At 59.6% G+C, this 24,957-nt stretch carries 28 protein-coding genes; 16 read left to right on the forward strand and 12 right to left on the reverse strand.

Features of this window, described 5'->3' with window-relative positions; all coding sequences use genetic code 11:
- The first annotated feature begins 12 nt into the window (after positions 1 to 12).
- From ACJ8QI_RS04255 to ACJ8QI_RS04265, 3 genes are all read left to right on the forward strand, one after another.
- Positions 13 to 786 (forward strand): ankyrin repeat domain-containing protein, encoded by a 774-nt coding sequence (locus tag ACJ8QI_RS04255; RefSeq protein WP_260515273.1) that lies wholly within the window; start codon positions 13 to 15, stop codon positions 784 to 786.
- Between the two features lie 89 nt (positions 787 to 875).
- Complete coding sequence (locus tag ACJ8QI_RS04260; RefSeq protein WP_230490272.1) at positions 876 to 1,619, forward strand: ankyrin repeat domain-containing protein; 744 nt, start codon at positions 876 to 878, stop codon at positions 1,617 to 1,619.
- A 254-nt stretch (positions 1,620 to 1,873) separates the two neighbouring features.
- On the forward strand, positions 1,874 to 2,008 hold the full coding sequence (locus ACJ8QI_RS04265; protein ID WP_435957208.1) for a hypothetical protein: 135 nt from the start codon (positions 1,874 to 1,876) through the stop codon (positions 2,006 to 2,008).
- Positions 2,009 to 2,096: 88 nt separating this feature from the next.
- Here ACJ8QI_RS04265 and ACJ8QI_RS04270 read toward each other — a convergent pair whose 3' ends face one another.
- Positions 2,097 to 3,785 (reverse strand): aspartate:alanine antiporter, encoded by a 1,689-nt coding sequence (locus tag ACJ8QI_RS04270; protein WP_047728000.1) that lies wholly within the window; start codon positions 3,783 to 3,785, stop codon positions 2,097 to 2,099.
- Between the two features lie 293 nt (positions 3,786 to 4,078).
- On the opposite strand from ACJ8QI_RS04270, the gene ACJ8QI_RS04275 reads away from it, so the two are divergent.
- Positions 4,079 to 4,468 (forward strand): inner membrane protein YbjM, encoded by a 390-nt coding sequence (locus ACJ8QI_RS04275; RefSeq protein WP_033637808.1) that lies wholly within the window; start codon positions 4,079 to 4,081, stop codon positions 4,466 to 4,468.
- 45 nt (positions 4,469 to 4,513) lie between these two features.
- Here ACJ8QI_RS04275 and ACJ8QI_RS04280 read toward each other — a convergent pair whose 3' ends face one another.
- Entirely contained in the window at positions 4,514 to 4,777 is a 264-nt protein-coding gene (locus ACJ8QI_RS04280; RefSeq protein WP_004938676.1) for a GrxA family glutaredoxin, read from the reverse strand.
- 230 nt (positions 4,778 to 5,007) lie between these two features.
- Between ACJ8QI_RS04280 and ACJ8QI_RS04285 the strand changes: the two genes are divergently transcribed.
- From ACJ8QI_RS04285 to rlmC, 9 genes are all read left to right on the forward strand, one after another.
- Positions 5,008 to 5,310, forward strand: coding sequence for a YbjC family protein (locus ACJ8QI_RS04285; RefSeq protein WP_149572172.1), 303 nt, complete (start codon positions 5,008 to 5,010; stop codon positions 5,308 to 5,310).
- A gap of 56 nt (positions 5,311 to 5,366) precedes the next feature.
- Positions 5,367 to 6,269, forward strand: coding sequence for a 30S ribosomal protein S6--L-glutamate ligase (gene rimK, locus ACJ8QI_RS04290; RefSeq protein WP_442532114.1), 903 nt, complete (start codon positions 5,367 to 5,369; stop codon positions 6,267 to 6,269).
- Between the two features lie 136 nt (positions 6,270 to 6,405).
- Positions 6,406 to 6,885: a YbjN domain-containing protein gene (locus tag ACJ8QI_RS04295; protein ID WP_060421651.1), complete on the forward strand. Its 480-nt coding sequence runs from the start codon at positions 6,406 to 6,408 to the stop codon at positions 6,883 to 6,885.
- Positions 6,886 to 7,291: 406 nt separating this feature from the next.
- Positions 7,292 to 8,401, forward strand: coding sequence for a spermidine/putrescine ABC transporter substrate-binding protein PotF (gene potF, locus ACJ8QI_RS04300; protein WP_442532115.1), 1,110 nt, complete (start codon positions 7,292 to 7,294; stop codon positions 8,399 to 8,401).
- Positions 8,402 to 8,521: 120 nt separating this feature from the next.
- Entirely contained in the window at positions 8,522 to 9,655 is a 1,134-nt protein-coding gene (potG, locus tag ACJ8QI_RS04305) for a putrescine ABC transporter ATP-binding subunit PotG (RefSeq protein ID WP_141969816.1), read from the forward strand.
- A gap of 24 nt (positions 9,656 to 9,679) precedes the next feature.
- Positions 9,680 to 10,642 (forward strand): putrescine ABC transporter permease PotH, encoded by a 963-nt coding sequence (gene potH / locus ACJ8QI_RS04310; RefSeq protein ID WP_141969814.1) that lies wholly within the window; start codon positions 9,680 to 9,682, stop codon positions 10,640 to 10,642.
- Positions 10,639 to 11,484, forward strand: coding sequence for a putrescine ABC transporter permease PotI (potI, locus tag ACJ8QI_RS04315; RefSeq protein ID WP_025302238.1), 846 nt, complete (start codon positions 10,639 to 10,641; stop codon positions 11,482 to 11,484). The genes potH and potI overlap by 4 nt, the downstream gene beginning before the upstream one ends.
- Positions 11,485 to 11,588: 104 nt before the next feature.
- Complete coding sequence (locus ACJ8QI_RS04320; RefSeq protein ID WP_047727995.1) at positions 11,589 to 12,068, forward strand: YbjO family protein; 480 nt, start codon at positions 11,589 to 11,591, stop codon at positions 12,066 to 12,068.
- Positions 12,069 to 12,137: 69 nt separating this feature from the next.
- Positions 12,138 to 13,268 carry a 23S rRNA (uracil(747)-C(5))-methyltransferase RlmC gene (gene rlmC / locus ACJ8QI_RS04325; RefSeq protein WP_442532116.1) on the forward strand — a complete coding sequence of 377 codons (1,131 nt, stop codon included), beginning with the start codon at positions 12,138 to 12,140 and terminating at the stop codon, positions 13,266 to 13,268.
- A gap of 32 nt (positions 13,269 to 13,300) precedes the next feature.
- Here rlmC and artJ (ACJ8QI_RS04330) read toward each other — a convergent pair whose 3' ends face one another.
- From artJ (ACJ8QI_RS04330) to ACJ8QI_RS04355, 6 genes are all read right to left on the reverse strand, one after another.
- Entirely contained in the window at positions 13,301 to 14,035 is a 735-nt protein-coding gene (gene artJ / locus ACJ8QI_RS04330; protein WP_033637816.1) for an arginine ABC transporter substrate-binding protein, read from the reverse strand.
- Between the two features lie 199 nt (positions 14,036 to 14,234).
- Positions 14,235 to 14,903, reverse strand: coding sequence for an arginine ABC transporter permease ArtM (gene artM / locus ACJ8QI_RS04335; RefSeq protein WP_033637817.1), 669 nt, complete (start codon positions 14,901 to 14,903; stop codon positions 14,235 to 14,237).
- On the reverse strand, positions 14,903 to 15,619 hold the full coding sequence (gene artQ, locus ACJ8QI_RS04340; RefSeq protein WP_025159684.1) for an arginine ABC transporter permease ArtQ: 717 nt from the start codon (positions 15,617 to 15,619) through the stop codon (positions 14,903 to 14,905). The genes artM and artQ overlap by 1 nt, the downstream gene beginning before the upstream one ends.
- A 9-nt stretch (positions 15,620 to 15,628) precedes the next feature.
- Positions 15,629 to 16,360 carry an arginine ABC transporter substrate-binding protein gene (gene artJ / locus ACJ8QI_RS04345; RefSeq protein WP_004928409.1) on the reverse strand — a complete coding sequence of 244 codons (732 nt, stop codon included), beginning with the start codon at positions 16,358 to 16,360 and terminating at the stop codon, positions 15,629 to 15,631.
- A gap of 32 nt (positions 16,361 to 16,392) precedes the next feature.
- On the reverse strand, positions 16,393 to 17,121 hold the full coding sequence (gene artP / locus ACJ8QI_RS04350) for an arginine ABC transporter ATP-binding protein ArtP (protein ID WP_038884338.1): 729 nt from the start codon (positions 17,119 to 17,121) through the stop codon (positions 16,393 to 16,395).
- A 264-nt stretch (positions 17,122 to 17,385) separates the two neighbouring features.
- Positions 17,386 to 17,928: a lipoprotein gene (locus tag ACJ8QI_RS04355; RefSeq protein ID WP_049202208.1), complete on the reverse strand. Its 543-nt coding sequence runs from the start codon at positions 17,926 to 17,928 to the stop codon at positions 17,386 to 17,388.
- Between the two features lie 159 nt (positions 17,929 to 18,087).
- On the opposite strand from ACJ8QI_RS04355, the gene ACJ8QI_RS04360 reads away from it, so the two are divergent.
- The gene (locus ACJ8QI_RS04360; protein ID WP_004928400.1) at positions 18,088 to 18,411 is read left to right on the forward strand and encodes a heavy metal-binding domain-containing protein; all 324 of its coding nucleotides are present in this window, start codon (positions 18,088 to 18,090) and stop codon (positions 18,409 to 18,411) included.
- 48 nt (positions 18,412 to 18,459) lie between these two features.
- Here ACJ8QI_RS04360 and ACJ8QI_RS04365 read toward each other — a convergent pair whose 3' ends face one another.
- Positions 18,460 to 19,986 (reverse strand): DUF3300 domain-containing protein, encoded by a 1,527-nt coding sequence (locus ACJ8QI_RS04365; protein WP_442532117.1) that lies wholly within the window; start codon positions 19,984 to 19,986, stop codon positions 18,460 to 18,462.
- Between the two features lie 187 nt (positions 19,987 to 20,173).
- On the opposite strand from ACJ8QI_RS04365, the gene ACJ8QI_RS04370 reads away from it, so the two are divergent.
- Positions 20,174 to 21,010: an N-acetylmuramoyl-L-alanine amidase gene (locus ACJ8QI_RS04370; protein ID WP_087762258.1), complete on the forward strand. Its 837-nt coding sequence runs from the start codon at positions 20,174 to 20,176 to the stop codon at positions 21,008 to 21,010.
- Here ACJ8QI_RS04370 and ACJ8QI_RS04375 read toward each other — a convergent pair whose 3' ends face one another.
- Both ACJ8QI_RS04375 and ACJ8QI_RS04380 read right to left on the reverse strand, forming a co-directional pair.
- On the reverse strand, positions 21,011 to 22,021 hold the full coding sequence (locus tag ACJ8QI_RS04375; protein ID WP_004928393.1) for an NAD-dependent epimerase/dehydratase family protein: 1,011 nt from the start codon (positions 22,019 to 22,021) through the stop codon (positions 21,011 to 21,013). It abuts the gene before it with no gap.
- Positions 22,022 to 22,179: 158 nt separating this feature from the next.
- Positions 22,180 to 23,619 (reverse strand): DUF2867 domain-containing protein, encoded by a 1,440-nt coding sequence (locus ACJ8QI_RS04380; protein WP_336842975.1) that lies wholly within the window; start codon positions 23,617 to 23,619, stop codon positions 22,180 to 22,182.
- A gap of 151 nt (positions 23,620 to 23,770) precedes the next feature.
- Between ACJ8QI_RS04380 and ACJ8QI_RS04385 the strand changes: the two genes are divergently transcribed.
- Positions 23,771 to 24,118, forward strand: coding sequence for a DUF1294 domain-containing protein (locus ACJ8QI_RS04385; protein ID WP_033654657.1), 348 nt, complete (start codon positions 23,771 to 23,773; stop codon positions 24,116 to 24,118).
- Here ACJ8QI_RS04385 and ACJ8QI_RS04390 read toward each other — a convergent pair whose 3' ends face one another.
- Positions 24,119 to 24,946, reverse strand: coding sequence for a MurR/RpiR family transcriptional regulator (locus ACJ8QI_RS04390; RefSeq protein ID WP_442532118.1), 828 nt, complete (start codon positions 24,944 to 24,946; stop codon positions 24,119 to 24,121).
- Positions 24,947 to 24,957 lie beyond the last annotated feature (11 nt).

Raw genomic sequence — 24,957 nt, forward strand, 5'->3', positions numbered from 1 at the left:
GATGGGTATGGCATGAAGCACATTATTCTCATTATCACCGTGGTGCTGTCTATATGTGTGATGCAGGGATGCGAACAAGGTAGGGATCTACAACCACAAGATTACTTTGAAGGGAAGCAGCTGGACATCGCCACCATCATTTACGAGGGTGACAGGCAAAAGCTGGATAAAGTTTTATCGACGGTAAGCAAAGAAACGTTAAATCGGCCGGCCAAGGCGGAGATGACGTTGCTATTCTGGACGATAAACAACGCCATCTTTGACAAGAACACGCCAGAGCGGCTCAAGATCATTACAGATTTAGTCAAGGCGGGGGCTGAGCCATTACAACCTCAGCCTAACGCACCAGGCAGCCCCGCTGAATTTGTTATGAAAGCGGATAAAGGCATCTGGATACAGGCTATGTTAGAGGGCGGACTTTCTCCAAATGCTAGGGATAAGGTTCATAATCAACCCATTATATTTAATAGCATCTTTGCAAAAAACACAGAAACATTAGAGGTCATGTTGGAGCATGGTGCTGATATAAATATAAGAAATTCACTGGGTGATACGCTGCTCATCGATGCTTTAGACTATCACTCCTATGACCACGTCATTCTTTTATTAGAAAAAGGCGCCGATAGCGATATAAGAGGCAACTCGGGTTGGACGATGGGTAATCAACTACAACGGCTGATTAATAGGAGTCCGGACGGCAGTGAGGCGAAAGAGTCTCTTGAGCGCATCAAAGACGAGCTAATTAAGCGTGGTGGGAAATGGCCACCTCTCCCTGTCAGTAAATAAGCCGTTCTCAGTATCCCAAGGGTGTAGTGGGATACTGATACGGTAATAAAGCAAAGTTGGGCCGTGGTTATGTTAAAAATGGAGATGGCATGAGGCACAGCACTCTTATCATTATCATGTTGCTGTCGATGCTCATGATGCAGGGATGCGAACAAGGTAGGGATCTACAACCGCAGGATTATTTTGAAGGGACGCAGCTGGACATCGCCAACATCATCTACGAGGGTGACAGGCAAAAGCTGGATAAGGTTTTACCGACGGTCAGCAAAGAAACGTTAAATCGGCCGGCCAAGGCGGAGATGACGTTGCTATTTTGGGCGATAAACAACGCAATCTTTGACAAGAACACGCCAGAGCGGCTCAAGATCATTACGGATTTGGTCAAGGCGGGGGCAGATCCACTTCAGCCAAGAGCTGAGGGGGGGAGTAGCCCGGCTGAATTTGTTATGAAGGCGAATAAAGGTGTATGGATACAAGCTATGTTAGAGGGCGGGCTCTCTCCAAATGCCAGAGATAAGGTTCATAATCAACCCATTATATTTGAAAGTTTTGATGCGGCGAACACCGAAACATTAAAGATGTTAATTGCATACCAAGTTGATGTTGACATCAAAGGCGCTATGAACCGAATGCCATTAATTAATGCCCTGTATAACAGTTGCCCAGAACACATTGAGGTTCTTTTAGCTCATGGCGCTAATCCATTAGCCAAAGATGACTTTAATGACAGCTTCCTCTCGCTGATTTCTGCGGAAATAGCCAAAGGGGATAAGAGCAATGCGTATATAAAAAAGCTAATTAAAATTAAAGAAAAAATAAAACAGGTGGATTAGTTCGCCTCGACTCTCATGGGGGACAATGCTGGCACTTCCCCCAGTGCACTACCATGACGTGATGGCATACAGGAAGATGATAGGATGAGCCACCAAAGAGCACCCAGTCGACGGCGACGAGAGTGCTGTTGTTAAGTACCGTTTTTGACGCCGTCTCTTTGAACAGTGGCGAACCCACAAGCAGCGTTTCTATGTTGAAACCTGCACATTGATAGGGATGCTGGCGTAAGCGACGCTCAGAGGCAGGATGCTTTATGCCTGACGACGAGGCAGCGACAGTAGGTATGTGGGCCGTTTCAGGCAACAAAAAACCCGATAATCTTGAACCTAAAAGGCGGGATTATCGGGCTCCACAAAATGGGGACATCAAAGAAAAGCAGTGGCACTAATTCAGACTGCGGCCCCCAACGAAAGTTCTGGCCGGCGACAAAAAAATCAAAATATTTTTATCGCCGATCCATCTCTCCCGCTAATCGATCAGCCGAGTATGCCCGGCCATAGCACCACGATGAGTGAACCCGCCAGCGTTAACAGCACGTTAGCGATGGCGTAGGTGCCGGCGTAGCCCAATGCCGGGATGTTGCTGCGAGCGGTGTCACTGATGATCTCCATCGCCGGCGCGCAGGTGCGGGCGCCCATAATGGCACCGAACAGCAGGGCGCGGTTCATGCGCAGCACGTAAGCGCCGAACAGGAAGCAGATAACCACCGGCACCAGGCTGACGATAAGCCCGGCGATCAGCATCTGGCCGCCGACCGCGCCCAGGCTGTGGCCAATGCCGGCGCCGGCGCTCAGGCCCACGCCCGCCATAAACACCATCAGGCCGAATTCTTTCACCATGTTCAGCGCGCCCTGCGGAATGTAGCCGAAGGTCGGGTGGTTGGCGCGCAGGAAGCCGAGCATGATGCCGGACATCAGCAGGCCGGCGGCGTTACCGATGCCGAACGAGAAGTTGCTGAACTGAATGGTGATCTGGCCAATCAGCAGGCCGATGATGAAGAAGGCGCAGAATGCCAGCAGGTCGGTCACCTGGCTGTGGATCGAGATAAAGCCAATCTTCTCCGCCACGCTCTTCACCCGGCGTGCGTCGCCGCTCACCTGCAGCACGTCGCCCTTGTTGAGCACGATGCTGTCGTCGATCGGCATTTCGATCTGGCTGCGGATCACGCGGTTGAGGAAGCAGCCGTGGTCGGTCAGCTTCAGCTGGCTCAGGCGTTTGTTCACCGCGTTGCTGTTCTTCACCACGATCTCTTCGGTGACGATGCGCATGTCGAGCAGATCGCGATCGAACACTTCCTTGCCGTTGCGGAAGCTCGGGTCCAGCCGCGCGTGGGCGTCCGGATAGCCGACCAGCGAGATCTCGTCGCCCACCTGCAGCACCGCGTCACCGTCCGGGTTGGCCAGAATGCCGTTGCGGCGGATGCGTTCGATGTAACAGCCGGTTTGACGGTAGATGCCCAGTTCACGCAGGTTCTTGCCGTCGGCCCAGGCCACCAGCTCGGGGCCGACGCGGTAGGCGCGGATCACCGGCAGGTAGACCTTGCGCTGGCTGTCGGTGTCCAGGCCGCGTTCGCGGGCGATCTGCTGGGCAGAGGTGGACAGGTCCTGGTGCTGCAGCTTCGGCAGGTAGCGCGCGCCGAAGATCAGGCTGACCAGACCGATTAGGTAGGTGAGGGCGTAGCCGAGGCTCAGATGATCCTGCGCCGCCAGCAGCGCCGGGCCGTTGACGATGGTGTTACGCAGCGTGTCGCCGGCGCCCACCAGCACCGGTGTCGAGGTCATCGAGCCGGCCAGCATGCCGGCGGTCAGGCCGATGTCCCAGTGGAACAGCTTGCCGAGACCGATGGCGAGCACCATCGCCGAGCCGACCATCACCAGCGCCAGCATCAGGTAATTTTTACCGTCGCGGAAGAAAATCGAGAAAAAGTTGGGTCCGGCTTCCACGCCGACGCAGAAAATAAACAGCATAAAGCCGAGATTCAGCGCCTCGGTGTTAATGGCGAAGTGTTGCTGGCCGAGCAGCAGCGAAACCACCAAAACGCCAATGGAATTACCGAGTTGGACGGAGCCCAGACGGAGTTTACCGAGGCACAGCCCCAGTGCGAGTACCACGAACAGTAACAGAATGTAGTTACCGTTTAACAAACTAGCGACGTTTATGTTCACGGAGGATAACTTATTGTTTACCAGTAAGTGCTTGATATAGATAACTATAAGAGATAAATTCAGCCTTAAAACGACGTCATAAATCACCACCAGCGTAAGGCGAAGCGAACCATCGTTCGGCGGCGTTCATTCTAGACGCTATGACCGATGACAGCCAGCACAGAAAGCTGATTTCCTGCGCCGCCGTGCGCATTTAACTCTCTTTTGACCAAGGAAAAAATTCGGTTCAGCGTCTCCGCGCGGGGGCCAGGCCGATTTCTATTGATGCAGTAATTGGGCGGGGGAGAATTCGCATGACGAGTTATAGATATTGGCTGGGCATTCTCAGCTGTTTTCTGTTGTTCAGCCTGGTGTTTCTCGGCCAGCAAACCGGCCTGTTCGGCAGCACGGATCATGAGCACCACGGCGAAACCGGCCTGCTGCTGTTTGTGATCCCCGGTGCGATCGCCAGCTATCTGTCGAGCCGCAAGCGGCTGCTTTGCCCGCTGCTCGGCGCGCTGTATGCGCTGCCGCTGTGCCTGTTGATCCGCCACTTCTGGCTGACGCCGTCCTCTTCGTTCTGGCAAGAGCTGGCGTACGCCACCAGCGCAGTGTTCTGGTGCGTGTTCGGCGCGATGCTGATGCTGTTCGCCCTCGGCCTGTTGCAGACGCTGCAGCAACTGCACCGGCGGCAGCGGCAATAAAAAAAGGCGCGTTAAGCGCCTTTTTTGTCTTTGTCGTTCAAAAACTTACTGGAACAGGTTCAGGTGTTCTTTGGCGTAAGCTTCGAAATCGGTGCAACCGCCGATGTGCTTCTCATCCAGGAAGATCTGCGGCACGGTTTCAACCGGTTTGCCGACGGTTTTTTCCAGATCGGCCTTGGTGATGCCTTCCGCGTGGATGTCAACGTAACGGAAGTTGAAATCGTCGCGTTCTTCAGTCAGTTTTTCCGCCAGTTCTTTAGCGCGGACACAATAAGGACAGCCAGGACGCCCGAAGATTACTGCAAACATGCAACGCTCCTTAATTGGATTTTCAATAAATTGTTCGCTACCGCAACGACATCCCGTCACCGAAAAAGTCATTACCTGCGTCAGATGGCGCCTACTATGCCCGTTGAGGCGGTGAAAAAAAAGCAGGAATTACCTGTTAATCTGATTCATGTAACCAATTAGTCGGCCGGGGCTGTCACCGCCGACGGGAATTCACTACACTGGGGGCAGACCTTCTGGAGAAGAAAAATATGCGTTCATTCGGTGACTTACCGCGCCCGGTGCTGATGTTGGAAGGGCTGGGCATCGTGATGCTGGTGTTGGCCTACCTCAGCATTCACGGCCACCTGCAGCTGCCGGGCTGGCTGGCGTCGCAGCAGGCGGCGGTCGGCATGATTTTCCTCGGCGTGGCGCTGATGGTGCCGGCGGCGGCGTTTCTGGTGTGGCGCGTGGTGCAGGGCTTCGGGCCGCTGATGCGCGGCGGCCTGCCGCCGGAAAACGATCGCCGCAAGCCGCAATCGAAAGATAATCAGGACAGCGATCCGCGCGCCTGAGCGCCGCGGCCGCTAACCCGCCTGCCGGGCAGGCGTTGGTCTTTTTGGGGTGACGAGTGAAAATTGCCATTCTTTCTCGCGACGGAACGCTCTACTCATGCAAGCGGCTGCGTGAAGCGGCGGAAGATCGCGGGCACAGCATTGATATCATCGATCCGCTCTCCTGCTACATGAACATCAATCCGGCGGCGCCGACCATTCATTATCGCGGCCGCCAACTGGAGCGTTACGATGCGGTGATCCCGCGCATCGGCTCTGCCATCACCTTTTACGGCACGGCGGTGCTGCGCCAGTTCGAGCTGCTCGGCAGCTACCCGTTAAACGAATCCGTGGCCATTACCCGCGCCCGCGACAAGCTGCGTTCGCTGCAACTGCTGGCGCGCCAGGGCATCGATCTGCCGATCACCGGCTTCGCCCATTCGCCGGACGACACCGGCGATCTGATCGAGCTGGTCGGCGGCGCGCCGCTGGTGGTCAAGCTGGTGGAGGGCACGCAGGGCATCGGCGTGGTGCTGGCGGAAACCCGCCAGGCGGCGGAAAGCGTGATCGATGCCTTTCGCGGCCTGAACGCCCATATCCTGGTGCAGGAATACGTGCGCGAAGCGCAGGGCAGCGATGTGCGCTGCCTGGTGGTGGGCGGCCGGGTGGTGGCCGCCATCGAACGGCAGGCCAAGCCCGGCGAATTTCGCTCCAACCTGCACCGCGGCGGTACCGCCCGCAAGGTGGCCATCACCGCCAGAGAACGGGCGATCGCGGTGAAAGCGGCGAGCACGCTGGGGCTGGACGTCGCCGGGGTGGATATCCTGCGCGCCGAGCGCGGCCCGCTGGTGATGGAGGTCAACGCGTCGCCGGGGCTGGAAGGGGTGGAAACCACCACCGGGCTGGATATCGCCGGCATGATGATCGAATACATCGAGCAGCGCGGCCGGCCTGGCTTTCGCCTGAAATCCGGCGGTTAACGGAGCGGTCGGCGCGCTTTTCCCGCCGAGCAATATCTTAATTAGTGAATTAAGCCGCATTGATCGTGGCGTATCGGGTGAATATTCCGTAAGCTATGCGCCTTTTCGCGTATTGAATATTGTGAGGCTGGTTATTATGGATTCACTCATTGTCCCCGATTTGGCGCTGTTGCGGCGCTGGCTGGATCAGTCGGGCATTTCTTTCTTTGAGTGCGATTCCTGCCAGGCGCTGCACCTGCCGCACATGCAGAACTTCGACGGCGTGTTCGACGCCAAGATAGATCTGGTGGACAACGTCATCCTGTTCTCCGCGCTGGCCGAGGTGAAGCCGACCGCCCTGATCCCGCTGGTGGCGGACCTGAGCCAAATCAACGCCAGTTCGCTGACCATCAAAGCCTTTGTCGACATTCAGGACGACAACCTGCCGAAGCTGATCGTCTGCCAGTCGTTGAGCGTGGCGGTCGGCATCACCTACGAGCAGTTCACCCACTTCATGCAGCAGGGTGAAGAGCAGGTCTCGATGGTGATCCTCGAGGCGCGGGCGAACGATCTGCTGTTTATGGGGGACGAAGAAGAGATCCCCGCTGGCGCCGCGCGTCAGCCGATGCTGCACTGATCCTCGCTGTACCTTAAGCATGCCGTCGCTCCGGCGGCATGCTGCCGTTATTCCCCTCCGCAATAAAATATTCTGCATTTTGGCCTTGGCCGCCCGATCTTTCTCGCCTTTTGTGCCGTTAATGGCGTATCACATAGAGAAAAACTGCATAAAAAATCGATAAAAGGCGTTTTTTACCCTGGGGGCTGGCGGGTTGCGGTGGCAGCGGCTATGCTGCTGATTCTGCAAAGGGCTTGCGATTTCCCTTGTGACCACGCGAGCAGGGCAGTGAGAAAAGGCGCATGCAATCATATGCATAGCCATTCAGTTCGCGGTTGCAACGATTGCGCTCAATCAGGAAAGGTTTTGTATCGCTGCAGATACAAGTTCAATTCTATGATTCACCCTGTTTTGGAGGAAGTTACGGATGGTCACCCTACGTAAAAAGTGGTTATCGGGTGTGGTTGCCGGCCTGCTGATGGCCGCGTCCGTCACGGCGTCAGCCGAAGAGAAAACGCTGCACGTATATAACTGGTCCGACTATATCGCGCCGGATACCCTGGCCAAATTCCAGAAAGAAACCGGTATCAAAGTGGTGTACGACGTCTTTGACTCCAACGAAGTGTTGGAAGGCAAACTGATGGCGGGCAGCACCGGTTACGATTTGGTGGTTCCTTCGTCCAACTTCCTCGAGCGCCAGTCGCAGGCCGGCATCTTCGAACCGCTCGACAAGAGCAAAATCCCCAATTACAAAAATCTCGATCCCGAGATGCTGAAGCTGGTGGCGCATAACGACAAGGACAACAAATACGGCATCCCTTACATGATGGTGACCACCGGCATTGGCTATAACGTCGACAAGGTGAAGGCGGCGCTGGGCAAAGACGCGCCGGTCAACAGCTGGGATCTGATCTTCAAGCCGGAAAACCTCGAGAAGCTGAAAAGCTGCGGGGTTTCCTTCCTTGATGCGCCAAGCGAAGTCTACGCCACCGTGCTGCATTACCTGGGTAAAGACCCCAACAGCACCAACGCGGCGGATTATACCGGCGCGGCCAACGATCTGCTGTTGAAGCTGCGGCCGAATATCCGCTATTTCCACTCTTCCCAATACATCAACGATCTGGCGAACGGTGACATCTGCGTAGCGATCGGCTGGTCCGGCGACGTGATGCAGGCGGCCAATCGCGCCAAAGAGGCGAAGAACGGCGTGAACGTGGCCTATGCGATCCCGAAAGAAGGGGCACTGACCTACTTCGACATGTTCGCCATGCCGGCAGATGCCAAGAACAAGGACGCCGCCTACCAGTTCCTGAACTTCCTGCTGAAGCCGGACGTGATGGCGGACATCAGCAATCACGTTTACTACGCCAATGCGGTGAAGGACGCTACGCCGTTGGTGAACGCCGAGGTGCGCGATAACCCGAACGTCTATCCGCCGGCCGATATTCGCGCCAAGCTGTTCACGCTCAACGTGCAGTCGCCGAAGCTGGACCGTGTCATTACCCGCGCATGGACTAAAGTTAAAAGCGGGAAGTGATGATGGGGGATAGTCCCCCATCGTCGGTAAACCGGCAGGCGGGTGCCCCGCCTGCATTGCCGTTTTGGGCCACGGCGCTCGCCGTGGTTTTGTGCCGCTTTATGCCGGAGAGCACCCCGATTGAACGACGCTATCCCTCGCCCTCAAGCCAAGTCGCAGAAGGTTTTCACCCCTCTGCTGGAAATCCGTAACCTCACCAAAACCTTCGACGGGCAGAACGCGGTCGAAGACGTCAGCCTTACCATCTATAAGGGCGAAATCTTTGCGCTGCTCGGCCCGTCCGGCTGCGGCAAGTCCACCTTGCTGCGCATGCTGGCCGGTTTCGAACAGCCGTCGGAAGGGCAGATCGTGCTCGATGGGCAGGATATGTCGCACGTGCCGCCGTACCAGCGGCCGATCAACATGATGTTTCAGTCTTACGCGCTGTTCCCGCACATGACGGTAGAGCAGAACATCGCCTTCGGCCTGAAGCAGGACAAAATGCCGCGGGCGGAAATCGCCGAGCGGGTGGCGGAAATGCTGGCGCTGGTGCACATGCAGGAGTACGCCAGGCGCAAGCCGCACCAGCTTTCCGGCGGCCAGCGGCAGCGGGTGGCGCTGGCGCGCAGCCTGGCCAAGCGGCCGAAGCTGCTGCTGCTGGATGAGCCGATGGGCGCGTTGGACAAGAAGCTGCGCGATCGCATGCAGCTGGAAGTGACCGATATTCTCGAGCGCGTCGGCGTGACCTGCGTGATGGTGACGCACGATCAGGAAGAGGCGATGACCATGGCGGGGCGTATCGCTATCATGAACCGCGGCAAGTTCGTGCAGATCGGCGAGCCGGAAGAGATCTACGAGCATCCGAACAGCCGCTTCAGCGCCGAATTTATCGGCTCGGTCAACGTCTTCGACTGCGTATTGCAGGCGCGGCACGACGACGCGCTGATCCTGCAAAGCCCCGGATTGCGCCATGCGATCAAGGTCGATCCGGACGCCTCGGTGGTGGACGGCGTACCGATCCAGGTGGCGCTGCGGCCGGAGAAGATCCTGCTGTGCGAACAGGTGCCGGAAGACGGCTGCAACTTCGCGGTGGGGGAAGTGGCGCACATTGCCTACCTGGGCGATCTGTCCATCTATCACGTGAAGCTGCACAGCGGGCAGATTATCAGCGCCCAGCTGCAAAACGGCCACCGTTTCCGCAAGGGGATGCCGACCTGGGGCGATGAAGTGCGTCTGTGCTGGGAAACCGACAGCTGCGTCGTGTTGACGGTGTAGTGGAGCCGGTGAGGAGAAACCCGTATGACCCTGCTTTCTGAACGCACGCCGGAACCGCCGGCCAAAACGCCCGGCACCTTAAAGGCGCTGTTCCACCGACTGCTGATGGCTCACGGCCGCAAGCTGGTGATCGCGCTGCCGTATTTATGGCTGACGCTGCTGTTCATGCTGCCGTTCCTGATCGTGTTCAAGATCAGCCTGGCGGAGCTGGCGCTGGCGGTGCCACCCTACACCGAGCTGCTGAGCTGGGCGGACGGCAAGCTGAACATCGCGCTCAACTTCGCCAACTACCTGCAGCTGACCGACGATCCGCTGTATATCGACGCCTATCTGCAGTCGCTGCGCGTGGCGGCGGTCTCGACGCTGTGCTGCCTGATCATCGGCTATCCGCTGGCCTGGGCAGTGGCCCACAGCAAGGCGTCAACCCGCAACATTCTGCTGCTGCTGGTGATCCTGCCTTCCTGGACCTCGTTCCTGATCCGCGTCTATGCCTGGATGGGCATTCTGAAAAACAACGGCATTCTGAATAACTTTCTGATGTGGCTAGGGGTGATCGACCAGCCGCTGGTGATCCTGCACACCAACCTGGCGGTGTATATCGGCATCGTTTATTCCTATCTGCCGTTTATGGTGCTGCCAATTTACACGGCGCTGATCCGGCTGGATTACTCGCTGGTGGAGGCGTCGCTGGATCTGGGGGCCCGGCCGCTGAAAACCTTCTTCAGCGTGATCGTGCCGCTGACGCGCGGCGGCATCATCGCCGGTTCGATGCTGGTGTTCATTCCAGCGGTGGGCGAGTTCGTGATCCCGGAACTGCTCGGTGGGCCGGACAGCATCATGATCGGCCGCGTGCTGTGGCAGGAGTTCTTCAATAACCGCGACTGGCCGGTGGCCTCGGCGGTCGCTACCATCATGCTGCTGCTGTTGATCGTGCCAATTTTGTGGTTCCACAAACACCAGAACAAGGAAATGGGGGGGCAGGAATGAACAACTTGCCGGTAGTACGCTCACCGTGGCGCATCGCCATCCTGACGGTCGGCTTTACCTTCCTGTATGCGCCGATGCTGATGCTGGTGATCTACTCCTTCAACAGCTCCAAGCTGGTGACGGTGTGGGCCGGTTGGTCCACGCGCTGGTATACCGAACTGTTTCACGACTCGGCGATGATCAGCGCGGTAGGGCTCAGCCTGACCATCGCCGCCGCCTCCGCCACCGCCGCGGTGGTACTGGGCGCCATCGCCGCCGTGGTGATGGTGCGCTTCGGCCGCTTTCGCGGTTCGACCGGTTTTGCGTTTATGTTGACCGCACCGCTGGTGATGCCGGACGTGATCACCGGCCTGTCGCTGCTGCTGCTGTTCGTGGCGATGGGGCACGCCTTCGGCTGGCCGTCGGAACGCGGCATGTTCACCATCTGGCTGGCGCATGTCACCTTCTGTACCGCTTACGTGGCGGTGGTGATCAGCTCGCGCCTGCGCGAGGTGGATCGCTCAATTGAAGAAGCGGCGATGGATTTGGGGGCGCCGCCGCTGAAGGTGTTCTTCGTCATCACCTTGCCGATGATCGCGCCGGCGCTGATCTCCGGCTGGATGCTGGCGTTCACCCTGTCGCTGGACGATCTGGTGATCGCCAGCTTCGTCTCCGGCCCGGGCGCCACCACGCTGCCGATGCTGGTATTCTCCAGCGTGCGCATGGGGGTGAATCCGGAAATTAACGCGTTGGCCAGCCTGATCCTGCTGGTGGTGGGCATTCTCGGCCTGATCGCCTGGTGGTTTATGGCGCGCTCGGAAAAACAACGATCGCGTGAATTACAGCGGGCGGCCCGTAGCTGAATCGTAACAAACCTGCTATTTTTGCAATCAATAAGTATTGCAACTAACTACCTGACTTTACATGCGCCATCTGTATTGGTGGCGCGTCGTAGCGGAACACGGATATGTCAGACATGCTGAAAAGCGGGCAGGGAATGGGATCGACTTCGGATGCGCCGGTGCCGGTGATGGTGGCGGGTACCGCCATGGTCGCGATCAAGTGTATCAGCGTGGTGCTGCTGTTGGGCGAACTGGGCGTCGACGGTGCGCAGGAGTTCGTCAACACCAGCGCGCAGGCGTGGGATTCTACCCTTATTTTTCTGGCCGGCCTGATGCTGCTGTGCCTGCAAATCAGCTGCGGCTTTGCGGTGATGCGCGGCCGCAACTGGGGGCGCTGGGGCTATGTGGTCTGCCAGTGCATCGTGGTGCTTTACCTGCTGTTGGCCACCATCGGCAGCGTTTTCCCCGAGGTGTTTACCGTGGAAGGGGAAACCAGCGGCCAAATCCTGCACGTTCTGATCCTGCAAAAGATCCCCGACGTGGTGATCCTGGCGCTGCTGTTCGTCCCTACCGCCAGCCGCCGCTTCTTCGCCGCGCGCAAGTGAGATTTTAGGCGCGCGGAGTGGTAAACTCTGCGCCCTTAATTCGTCATCCTGAACTTCACGGTAATCTTCATGCATTGCGCTTTGTATACGGCGGGCACCTGCCGTTCCTGTCAGTGGCTGGAAAAGCCCTATCCGCAGCAACTGGCCGACAAACAGCATCACCTGCAATCGTTGCTGGCCGGGCGCGACGTCGCGCAGTGGCTGCAGCCGGTGGCGGGAGAGCTGAGCGCATTTCGCAATAAAGCCAAGATGGTGGTCAGCGGCAGCGTGGAGCGCCCGCTGCTCGGCATGCTGCACCGCAACGGCACGCCGGTCGATCTGAGCGACTGCCCACTGTATCCCGCCAGCTTTGCGCCGATGTTTGCGGTGCTGAAAAGCTTTATCGCCCGCGCGGGCCTGACGCCGTATAACGTGGCGCGCAAACGCGGCGAGCTGAAGTACCTGCTGCTGACCGAAAGCACGCTCGACGGCGGCGTGATGCTGCGCTTCGTGCTGCGTTCGGAAACCAAGCTGGCGCAGCTGCGGGCCGCGCTGCCGTGGCTGCAGCAGCAGCTGCAGCAGCTCAAGGTGATCTCCGCCAATATTCAGCCGGTGCACATGGCGATCATGGAAGGGGAGCGCGAGATTGCGCTGACCGAACAGCAGGCGCTGGAGGAGCGGTTCAATCAGGTGCCGCTGTTCATCCGCCCGCAAAGCTTCTTCCAGACCAACCCGCAGGTGGCCGCCGATCTGTATGCCACCGCCCGCGACTGGGTGCGCGCGCTGGGTATCGACAGCATGTGGGATCTGTTCTGCGGCGTCGGCGGTTTCGGCCTGCACTGCGCGCAACCGCAAACGCGGCTGACCGGCATCGAAATCAGCGCGGAAGCGATCGCCTGCGCCCGCCAGTCGGCGCAGCGGTTAGGGCTGCTACACGTAGATTTTCAGGCGCTCGATTCCACCCGCTTCGCCACCGCCGAAGGTCAGGTGCCGCAGCTGGTGCTGGTCAATCCGCCGCGGCGCGGCATCGGCCAGGCGCTGTGCGACTACCTGAGCCGGATGGCGCCGGACTATATTCTTTATTCCAGCTGCAATGCCGAGAGCATGGCGAAAGATATCGAGATGTTGCCGGGGTACCGCATCGAACGGGTGCAGCTGTTTGACATGTTCCCGCATACCGCGCACTACGAAGTGCTGACGCTGTTGGTGCGGATTTTATAAAACATAAGGCCCGGATAACCGGGCCTTATTGCTTACTGCGGGAACCACTTGTCGTTGATGGCCTTGTAGGTGCCGTCGGCCTTGATGGCGTCCAGCGCGGCGTTCAGCTTGGCCAGCAGCGCCTGGTTGTCGGGGCGTACCGCGATGCCGAGGCCGGTGCCAAAGTATTGCGCATCGGTGATGTGCTCGCCCACCGGCGCCAGCTGCGGGTTGGTTTTCAGCCACTCGTTCACCACGGCGGTGTCGCCGAACACGCCGTCGATACGGCCGTTTTTCAGCTCCAGAATGGCGTTCTGGTAGCTGTCGTAAGAGACGGTGTTAATCTCCGGATGCTTGTCCTGCATGTATTTCTGGTGGGTGGTGCCATTTTCCATGCCGAGCTTTTTGCCTTTCAGATCCGCCAGCGAGCTGAACTTGCCTTTTTGCGCGATCACGATCGCCGAGTTGGCGTAGTAAGGCTGGGTGAAAGCGACCTGTTTGCTGCGCTCCGGCGTGATGTCCATACCGGAAATCACCGCATCGTATTTCTTGAATTTCAGCGCGGCGATCAGGCTGTCGAACGCCTGGTTGGTGAAGGTGCACTGCGCCTGCATCTGCTTGCACAGCGCGTTGGCCAGATCGATATCGAAGCCGACGATCTGGTTGTTGGCGTCCAGCGATTCGAACGGCGGGTAGGTGGCGGAAGCGGCGAAGCGGATGGTCTCGGCCGCGGTGGCGTTAAAGGTGATCCCGGCCAACATTGTCGCGGCAAGCAGCAGTTTTTTCATGCGTAGAGCTCCTGTCTGAATCCTGAAAGTGATTATTCGCTATCGTTTGTTTTTACTGGTAATCGCCAGAGGTTTTTACGTGTTCGCCTGCTGATAACCCTGCCACTGAGTGAATTAAAATGCAATATAAATGATTAAGTATTGCTATGGGGATAAAAAAAGCCCCGCACAATGGCGGGGCTCATGGAGGGAGGCGGCCTCAGTTGCGGCGTTCAAACGCCAGCGCGCGGCGTTCCACCAAGCGCATCAGCAGCGTCAGCAGGCCGTTGACGCACAGGTACACCAGGCCTGCGGCACCGAATACCATGACGTCGTAGGTGCGGCCGTACATCAGCTGGCTGTAGCCCATCACCTCCATCAGCGTGATGGTGTAAGCCAGCGAGGTGCTTTTGAACACCAGCACCACTTCGTTGGAGTAAGACGACAGCGCGCGCTTGAAGGCGAACGGCAGCAGGATGCGCAGCGTCTGCCGGCGCGACATGCCCAGCGCTTCGCACGACTGCCACTGTCCGGCGGGAATGGCGCGCACCGCGCCGTAGAACAACTGCGTGGTGTAGGCCGCGCTGTTCAGCGCCAGCGCTATCATCGCGCATAGCCAGGGCTGCGACAGCAGGTTCCACAGCCACGGGTAGTCGCGGATCGCCGGGAACTGACCGGGGCCGTAGTAGATCAGGAAGATCTGCACCAGCAGCGGCGTGCCGGTGAACAGCGTCACGTAGATCTTGACCAGCGGCGTCAGGATTGGCGTTTTCAGCGTCAGGATCACCGTCAGCAGCAGCGACAGCACCAGCGCGACGATCAGCGCGGCGACGGTCAGCGTCAGGCTGGTGTGCAACCCTTTGAGGATCTCCGGTAAATACTCAATCATCAGACCGGCCCCCGCTCAAAGCGCGTGGCGCGCAGCTCAATGCGTTTGATGACGTATTGGCTGAACAGCGTCACCAGCAGGTAGATGGCCGCGGCGATCACATACCAGGTAAAGGGTTCCTGGGTGCGGGTGGCGATGCTCTTGGTTTGCAGCATCAGATCGTTCACGCTGATCAGCGACACCAGCGCGGTGTCTTTCAGCAACACCAGCCACTGGTTGCCGAGGCCGGGCAGGGCGTGGCGCCACATCTGCGGCATGATCAGGCGAAAGAAGATCGCCGCCTTGCCGAGCCCCAGCGCTTGGCCGGATTCCCACTGCCCCTGCGGCACCGCTTTGAGCGCGCCGCGCAGCGTCTGTGAAGCGTAGGCGGAATAGAGCAGGGCCAGAGCGATCACCCCGCACAGGAACGGGCTGACTTCGAAATTGTCGATCGCCAGCTGAATCGGCAGCTGGAACAGACCGAGGTTGAGGGTAAAGCCGTCGGAGAGCATCAGCAGCAGCTGCGACGAGCCGAAATAGATAAACAGCACCACCAGGATTTCCGGCAGGCCGCGCAGCACGGTCACCCAGGCGGTGCCGAGCCAGCTGACCGCTTTCCAGCGGGACGATTCCCATACGGCGAACAGCATCGCCAGAATCAGCCCGAGGATCAGGGCGCAAACGGCAAGGCCGACGGTCATGCCGGCGGCGCTTGCTAAAGGTTGTAATTCATTCATCGGGGCGTATTACTGCTGGAACCATTTTTTGTAGATGGTTTCATAGGTCCCATCCTGCTTGATCTTGTCCAGAGCGGCGTTGAACTTGCCCTGCAGATCGGTGTTCTTCTGGCGTACCGCGATGCCGAGGCCGGTGCCGAAGTAGTCTTTATCCGTCACTTTGGCGCCCACTGCCGCCAGCGCGTCATTCTGCTTCAGCCACTCGTTGACCACCGCGGTATCGCCGAACACCGCATCAACGCGGCCGTTCTTCAGATCCAAAATGGCGTTCTGGTAGCTGTCGTAAGGCACGGTGGTGATTTCCGGGTGTTTGTCGGTCAGGTATTTCTGGTGGGTGGTGCCGTTTTGCACGCCCACTTTCTTGCCTTTCAGCGCCGCCACGTCGGCGATTTTGCCTTTCTGCGCGATGAACAGCGCCGAGTTATCGTAGTACGGCTTGGTGAACAGCACCTGCTTTTCACGCTCCGGCGTGATGTCCATACCGGCCATGACCGCATCGAAACGCTTGAACTTCAGGCTCGGGATCAGGCTGTCGAACGCCTGGTTGGTGAAGGTGCACTCGGCCTGCATCTCTTTGCACAGTGCGTTGGCCAGATCGACATCAAAACCCTGAATCTTGTTGCCGGCGTCAATAAATTCAAATGGAGGATAGGAGGCTTCGGTAGCGAAACGGATCGTTTCGGCTGCGGAGGCGGAAACGCTGATGCCGGCCAGAACGGCGGCGATTATTAGTTTTTTCATCGCAAACTCCCCAAATTACAGCAAGTTAATTGTTAGTGTGATAAGTAGTTGGCAAACTCGGTGGTCCGCGGCTGCGTGAAGTGGCTGCTGTCGCCTTGCTCCACCACGTGGCCGTTTTCCATGTACACCACGCGGCTGGCGGTCTTGCGCGCCACTTCCACTTCGTGGGTGACGATCACCTGCGTGATGCCGGTGCCGGCCAGTTCGCGAATGATGCTGACGATCTGAGCGGTGATTTCCGGATCCAGCGCCGCGGTCGGTTCATCGAACAGCAGCACCTGCGGTTCCATCATCAGGGCACGGGCGATCGCCACGCGCTGCTGCTGGCCGCCGGAAAGGTGCAGCGGGAAGCGATCGGCGAAGTCGGTCAGGCGCAGACGCTTGAGCAGCTTGTCGGCACGCTCCATCGCCTGAGCCTTGGTCAGACCCAGCACGCGGCAAGGCGCTTCGATCAGGTTCTGAACCACGGTGAGGTGAGGCCACAGGTTGTATTGCTGGAAGACCATGCCGACATTTTGGCGCAGTTCGCGAATGGCTTTCTCGCCCGGCGCCTGCTTAAAGTCGAATTGGTTGCCGGCGATCTGCAGTTGGCCCGAACGCGGCATTTCCAGCAGGTTCAGCACCCGCAGCAATGAACTTTTCCCGGCGCCGCTTGGGCCAAGCAGCACCAGGGTTTCCCCGGCTGGACAATCCAGCGTGATGTCAAACAGCGCCTGGTGAGCGCCGTAATAGCAATTGATACCGTTAAGTTGAATACTCATGCGCCAGAATTGAATAGACATTGATGCCGCAAATGTTAACTTCCACAGAATACTTATGCAATCTTTGTGCGTTAAAATTTATGAGTGTGCGGCGGGACAGTAAAAGATTAGCACAAGATACCGCGACTCAAGCCGAGGGAGGGGATTTGTGGCGCAGGCTGTGAGATCGGTAGCGAAATTTTTTCTATTGGACGAAATTCGAGCGGTGGGCGGACGGCGGGGATGACCGACGCGGCAAGCCCGCGTCGGCCGGGGTATTGCGGGTTACTGGTTTTCCAGCACCTGGCGCACGCTGCCGTTGGTGGCGTGCGCTGGAACATTCAGGTAGCGAATATCATCAACCACCCAGCAGGTGCCTTCGCGCACCATCAGCACTTCGTCCTGCCAGTTCACGGTGCTGTTGGCGTCTTTTTGGTAGCTCAAGTCAACGCGCAGCGGGATGTTTTTCGCATCGGTGTTAGGAATGGTCGAGGCGCTGGCGACGGACGCGCTGCTTGGCCCCTGCGCATTGCCGGAGAACAGATCGCCGGTTATCCGGTGCTTGCCCGGGTTCTGGCCGGCGCTGACCAGATCCTGATACAGCACTTTGCTCAGGTAAGGCTGCAGCTGCGCCAGGCGGTTGCTGTCCGGCAGGCCGGCGCCCTGCTGGATGCGCAGGTCATAGAACTTTTGCGCGACCGTATCCGGGCCGCCTTCCACACAGCTGCCGCTGCGGGTGCCGATATCCTTGTATGCCGGTTCCACCGTGGTACAGGCACTCAGCAACAGCGCTAAGGGTAAAACAGCCGCAATCGTTTTTGTTTTCATCTTATTACCTTATGTGAAAGTCTCTACCATGAAGACCGATAGCTTACAGTATAAATGCGTTTTTTGGCCTTGCATTCGTACTGCGTGCCATTGATTAAGCGAACATAATGCCAATCCTCTGGTCATAGATACGTTGAATTAATCAAACAAGGAATTCTGATGCAGCTTTCAACTACCCCGACCCTGGAAGGGTTCACCATCACCGAATACTGCGGCGTTGTGACCGGCGAAGCGATCCTCGGCGCCAACATTTTTCGTGATTTCTTCGCCGGCGTGCGCGATATCGTCGGCGGCCGCTCGGGCGCTTATGAGAAAGAGCTGCGCAAGGCGCGCTTGATCGCGTTCGAAGAGCTGGAAGATCAGGCGAAAGAGCTGGGCGCCAACGCGGTGGTCGGCATTGATATCGATTATGAAACTGTTGGTAAAGACGGCAGCATGCTGATGGTGACCGTCAGCGGCACCGCGGTGAAAGTCAGCCGCTAACGCCATTCTCGCGCCCTGGCCGTTCCGCCGGGGCGGCGTTCTCTTGCTTTACCCCACCTTGTGCTGCTCGACGATCGGGCGGTGCTCCTGCGGTTTTACCGGCGCCGGCTCCTGGCGATGCTGTATCGGCTGAACGAACGACGGGCGGATCTGCGGCGCCGGGGCCGGATGCGGCATGACGCGTTCTTGCGGCATCGGCGTCGGGCGCACTACCGCCGGGTGCGGCGCTACGGCCGGTTCGCGCACCGCCGGCTGAACGACGTGCGGCGCGACCTGAACCGGTGGCCGCACGGCGGATTGATGCACCGGCGCGACGGCCGGCATCGGATGCGTCTGTACCGGCGCTGAATGCACGGCCATCGGCTGCTGCGCGTGGGGCGCCGCAGGCGCGGTATGCGTGAACGTCGGCATGCTCATCGGCTGCTGCACATGGGACGCGTTGACCGATTGTTGCACGTGCGGCGCGGCCGCTACCGGCTGGGTATGCGCAAAGTTCGGCATGGTCATCGGCGCATGGGCTGCAGGCGCGACGCGCGGCTGTTGCGGCGCCGCGTTCGGCGCCGATGCGTTGAAGCGCGGCGTCGGCGCGGCGGGGGGCGTATTGTAGTTGTTCACCGTGCTGGTGCTGCTGCGATTCACATTGTTGACGTTGTTATATTGGTTGATGTTGGTGACGCGATTCACCACGGTGGTGGAATGCGACACGTAGGGCGCATTGCGGTAGACCACCGGCTGGCGCCGATCGTCCCAGCGCATATCCCAGTTGTGCCAGCCGCTGTTGTGTTGGTTGAGCAAAGAGGCGACCGCGATGCCGACGCCGAAGCTGATCACGCCGGCGGCCAGCATGTCGCCGCCGCTATAGCCCGAAGGCTGATACTGATAGCTGGGGTAGGCGGGGATCGGCGTGCCGTAGGCCACCCAGGGATCGTAATGCGGGACGTAAACCGTATCCGGCTGGCTGGGCTCGATGACGATGGTTTCGCCCGGCGCTGCGACCACGCTCTGGCGATAAGACTGTTGCTCCACGTAACGGGTGGTGGGAGCCACGACGATGCGCTGCTGTGGGGTGTTTTTCAGCGTACCCTGGCTGGCCGCCCGCTGGCGCATTACCTGAATGGCGTTCATCACGTCGGTGGGATCGTTGAGGTAGGCGCTGCCCAGGGCGGTGGTCCAGGGGATATTCTTCGCCATCTGATCGAGCACGTCGGGAAATTGTACCAGGCCGCGCACGCTGGGATCCCAGGGCTGAGCGTCGGCCGCCGAGCTGAGCGCCGCCGGTTGCAATCCGCGGTTTTGCGCCAGCCAGGCATCCGCGGCGCTGATTTGGTCGGGATAGCCCGCGCCGGCCAAGACCTGCGCCAGCAACTTATCGGGGAACAGCGCCACCGGGCTGACCAACTGGTACAGCTGATCGGCAGTCAGCGGCGTATAGGCCGGCGCACTTGCAGTGGCGGCGGGAGCGGCCGAGGGCGGCGTGCTCCCGCCCATCGCACCGGCGACTTTTTGCTGATCGCAGCCGCTGAGCGGCAGCATGGCGGCACAGAGCAACCAGGACAGATAGCGTGGTGTGAACATGTTCGACTCCGCTCTTTCAGCGCAGATAATACTTTGAGACTATCATGGGGGGCGCAGGGCGCCAGCCGAGAGAAACACTCGCTTGCACATCGGCGCTATCTGTCATCATTTCTCGATGAGCGTGATGATTGGATACAGGCTAATCGCGTCGCCTTACCATTTTCACGGACGACAATCAGGAGGATAAGTGAAAATTTGGCCAGGGATTATCGCCGCCGCGCTGTTGGCGGGGTGCCAAAATCCACAGCAGGACACGCTCGTCGATCGCGGCGCTTACCAGCTCGAAACCCTGCATCAGGCGCAGGGTGCCGATCAGCGCATCCGGTTTTTGGTGATGCACTACACGGCGGAAGACTTCCATTCATCGCTGAAAACGCTGACCGACGAGCACGTCAGCGCCCATTATCTGCTGCCGGCACACCCACAGCGCGAGCACGGCAAACCGACGGTGTACCGGCTGGTGCCGGAGGCGATGCGCGCCTGGCATGCCGGCACCAGCGCCTGGCGCGGTCGCAGCAACCTCAACGACACCTCGATCGGCATCGAAATCGTCAACAAGGGCTTCACCCGCAGCATGCTGTTCACCCACTGGCAACCCTATACGGCGGAGCAGATCGCCGTGCTGATCCCGCTGAGCCGCGACATTATCCAACGCTATGGCATCCAGCCGCAGGACGTGGTGGGGCACAGCGATATCGCGCCGCAGCGCAAGCAGGATCCCGGCCCGCTGTTCCCCTGGCGGCAGCTGGCCCAGGCCGGCATCGGCGCCTGGCCGGATGAACGAGACGTGCAGCGTTTGCTGGCGGGGCGCGATCGTCATGCGCCGGTACCGATGGCGCCGCTGCTCGAAAAGCTGGCGCGTTACGGCTATGCGATCGACCCGTCATGGGATGCGCGGCAGCAGCGCAACGTGGTAGCGGCGTTTCAGATGCACTTCCGGCCCGACGATGTGCGCGGCGAGCCGGATGCAGAGAGTGAAGCGATTGTCGATGCGCTGCTGGTGAAGTACGGCGCGGCGCGTTGATTACAGGCCGTGCAGCTTGCCGTGATCTTTCAGCCAGCGGGCGGTGCGCGCGATGCCTTCTTCCAGCGAGACGATCGGCTGATAGCCCAACTCTTGCTGCGCGCGGGTGGTATCGAGCGTGAGGTCGAAGTTGAGTTTAGCGACGCCGTAGTGGGTCAGCACCGGCTCCTTCTCGCTTTTGCTGCCGAGGCGTTCCATGCCGCGCGCCATCATATCGAGCATCGGATAGGGGACGGAGCGGATGCGGCATTTCATGCCCAGATCGTCGATCAGCTGCTGCACCACGGTGCGTAGCGGGCGCGGCTGCTGGTTGGTGATGTTGTAGGCGCGGCCGGACGGGGTATCTTCTTTTAGCGTCGCCAGCCACATGGCGTGCACCGCATTCTCCAGATAGGTCATGTCCACCATCGCCGCGCCGCCGCGCGGCAGCAGCAGGTTGCCGTAGCGTTTGATCATCTGCAACAGCCGCGGCAGCATCACCTTGTCGTGCGGCCCGAACAATCCCTGCGGGCGCAGAATGGTGAAATGAGTCTGCGGATTGGACAGCGCCAACTGCTGGATCACCTGCTCGCCGGCGGCCTTGCTGCGCGCGAATTCGTTGGCGTAGCGCTGCGGGCGGAAGTCTTCGGTCACGTTGCGGTGATGGTGGTAATCGAAATAGATCGCCGGGGAAGATATGTGAATGAACTGCGCTACGCCGTAGGCCGCCGCCCATTCGCCAAGGCGGCGGGTGGCGCGGACGTTGGCCAGTTCGAAGGCCTCTTCGGTGCCCCAGGGCGAGGTAAAGCTGGAGCAGTGCCACAGCACGTCGACGTCCGCCAGCATCGCCTTGGCCTGCGAAGAGATCAGATTGGTGAGATCGGCATGAATAAACTCCGCGCCCATTTTTTCCAGCAGGCCGCCCATCGCCTGGTTGCGGCCGGTGGCGCGCACTTTGATGCCCTGGCGGCGCAGATATTCAACGGCGTTACGGCCTAACCCACTGGTGGCACCGGTGACCAATACCTTCATAACGGACTCTATTCTCACCCAAAATCGGAACACCGGCGGGCGCTTGCGGCGCTCCCAGCAAATAAGATGCCATTCTTCCGTGATTTCGTGCGCTATGCAATCGGAAAGCCCCGAAGCACAGCGGCAAACTGTGCGGTTGATCGACAAATGAACGGCGTTCAGCGCTGTTGGCGATCCCGGCTCTCGGCAAGCTCGGCGATGCGCTTCGCCATGCCGCGAAAAATGAACAGGTGTGCGGGCATCATGGCGAACCAATACAGCAGTCCGCTGAAGCCGGCCGGATGCCACCAGGCGCGCACGTCCAGCGTGCGGCGATCGCCGTGATCGGTGATGCTGAAGCTCAGCCGCCCCAGCCCCGGTGCCTTCATGCCGAACAGCAGCGCCAGTTGCCGCAGCGGCTTCAGCGTGATGACTTTCCAGCCGTCGATCTCGTCGCCCAGCGCCAGGGTCGCGCGCGCCGGGCGGCCGTAGACCACCCCGTTGCCGATCATGTCGTCCATGCGAGCGCGGAGCCGCCACAGAATATTGGCGTAGAAATAGCCTTCTTCGCCCCCCAGCTGCTGCACCGTTTGCCACAGGGCCTCGCGGGTGGCGGCGGTGTCAAGCGAACAACCGGCCTGTTTTGGATAGTAACCGTAGCCGGGGCGCCAGCGGGCCCGCGCCGCCGGATCGTAGCCCCAGTCGGCGGAATCGACCACCTCCTGTTCGCGCTGCAGCGTGGTGGCGACCGCCTGATCAAAGGTGTGCAGCCGCTGCGGGATCAGGGCCTGCAGCGGCCGGCCGTCGGCGGGCAGATCGTGCTTCAGCCCCTGGATCAGCGCGCGGGCGATCGGCGGCGGCACCGAGGTGATCAGGCTGATGAACCACACCGAAATCAGCCGCGTCGGCAAAGGGATCGGGATCAGCCAGCGCCGCTTGCCGCTGAGGGCGATAAAGCGTTTGAACATATCCTGATAGCTGAGGTACTCCGGCCCGGCAACGTCGAAGATGCGGTGTTCCTGCGCCGGGTGCGCCAGCAGATCGGCCAGATAAACCAGCAGGTTCTCCAGCGCCACCGGCGACGACTTCGAGCGCACCCAGCGCGGCGGCGTCAGCACCGGCAGGTTATAGACCATGTCGCGCATCACTTCGAACGCCGCCGAGCCGGGGCCGACGACGATGCCGGCGCGTAGCTCGGTCACCGGCACGCCGCTCTGGCGCAAGATCTCGCCGGTTAGGCGGCGGGCCGCCAGGTGCGGTGAGCTGTCGTCGTTCGGCTGCAGCGCGCCGAGGAAGATCACCTGTTTGACGCTGGCATTGCGCAGCGCGTCGCGCAGGTTTTCCGCCGCCTGGCGCTCCTTCTCGATAAAATCGTCGCCGTCGCCCATCGCGTGCACCAGATAGTAAAGCGTGTCGATCTCCCACAGCGCCGCGCTCAGGGTCTCCGGGCGATACAGATCGGCATACAGGCAGTTGACCTGCGGCCAGTTCCGCTCCTGCAGCCACTCGATGCGCCGCGCGGCGGCGGTAATCTGGTGCCCCTGTTCGATCAGGTGCGGGATCAGGTTCTGGCCTATATAGCCGCTGGCTCCAAGAACCAGTACGCGTTGGGGTGTCATCGGGCCGCCTTGTGCGGTAGAGGATTGGCAGAACGACAGGATGCCAAATTCAGGGTTTAAATGCACTTTTTGTATGGGTATAAGCCGGTTGCATCCATCATGGCGCAGGTTCACACTACGCGCCCCCTTACCGAACGAAAAACCGGATGTCATGAAGCTCAATGTGATTTGTTACGCCCTGCTGGGCCTGGCGCTGGTCGCCAGCCTGTTCTCGCTGCATCCGGTGTGGATGTGGTTGCTGTTGGCCAACCTGTTGACGTTTCTGATCTACGGCGGCGATAAGCTGGCGGCGCGCAAAGGGTGGCGGCGGGTACCGGAGGCGACGCTGTTGCTGTTCGGCGCGCTGGGCGGGTGGTTGGGCGCACTGGCGGCACAGCAGCTGTTTCGCCACAAAACCCAGAAGCAGCCGTTTAAAACCTGGTTCATCCTCAGCGTGGCGCTCAACCTGGTGGCGGTGCTGGGGCTGTGGTACTGGGTTTATGGCCGCTGGATCTTCTGATTACAACAGCAGCGGTAGGGTAGCGCTCGCGGTGGCCTGCATCGCCTGAGCGTAGGCGGGATCGCGCTGAGCCAGTTCGGCGATCATCAACTCCACCAGCAGCATGGCGCCGACCTTGGCCGGCAGGGCGCCGGCGGTCAGCGGCCCTTCCGGTTTGGCCGCCACCAACAGCGTATCCGCCATTTTAGCCAGCGGGCTGCGTTGGGTGTTGCTGATTGCGATCACGCGTGCGCCGCGCCCTTTGGCCAACGCCACCGCATGCAGCACGTCCTTGGTGGAGCCGGAGCTGGAGATGACGATCAGCAGATCCCGCTCACTCAGCGAGGCGGCGTTCATCGCCGCCCGGTGCATGTCGCTGAACAATTGCGCCGGTTTGCCGAAGCGCAATAGTTTGTAGTGCAGAAAATCGCCGATGATGGCGCTGGCGGCGACGCCGTAAATCTGTACCGAAGCGCAACGCTGCAGGCTGTCCGCCGCCTGTTGCAGCGCCTGAGGATCCAACAGCGCGTCGGTATCCCGCAGCGCCTGCACGCTCTCTTCCACCAAATTTTCCGTTGCGCTTTGCCGCGTCGTCGCCTCCGGCTGGTTTTGTTGCAGGCTGAGGGCCAGCGCCATTTTAAATTCGGTATAGCCTTTACAGCCCAGATGGCGGCACAGCCGCGTGACGCTGGCTTCGCTGGTGGCGCTTTCACGCGCCAGTTCGGTGATGGTCAGGTAAACGGCGCGGGAGGGCTCCGCAAGAAGATAGTTGCCGAGCTTTTGCAGCGTGGGGCTGTACCCCGCCAAATCCTGCCGCAGCCGCAATAACAAGTTGCCTGTATTCATCACGTTACCTTTCT

Origin of the sequence: Serratia sp. CY84636 (genome assembly GCF_052166245.1) — a bacterium.
Lineage (GTDB): Bacteria > Pseudomonadota > Gammaproteobacteria > Enterobacterales > Enterobacteriaceae > Serratia > Serratia nevei.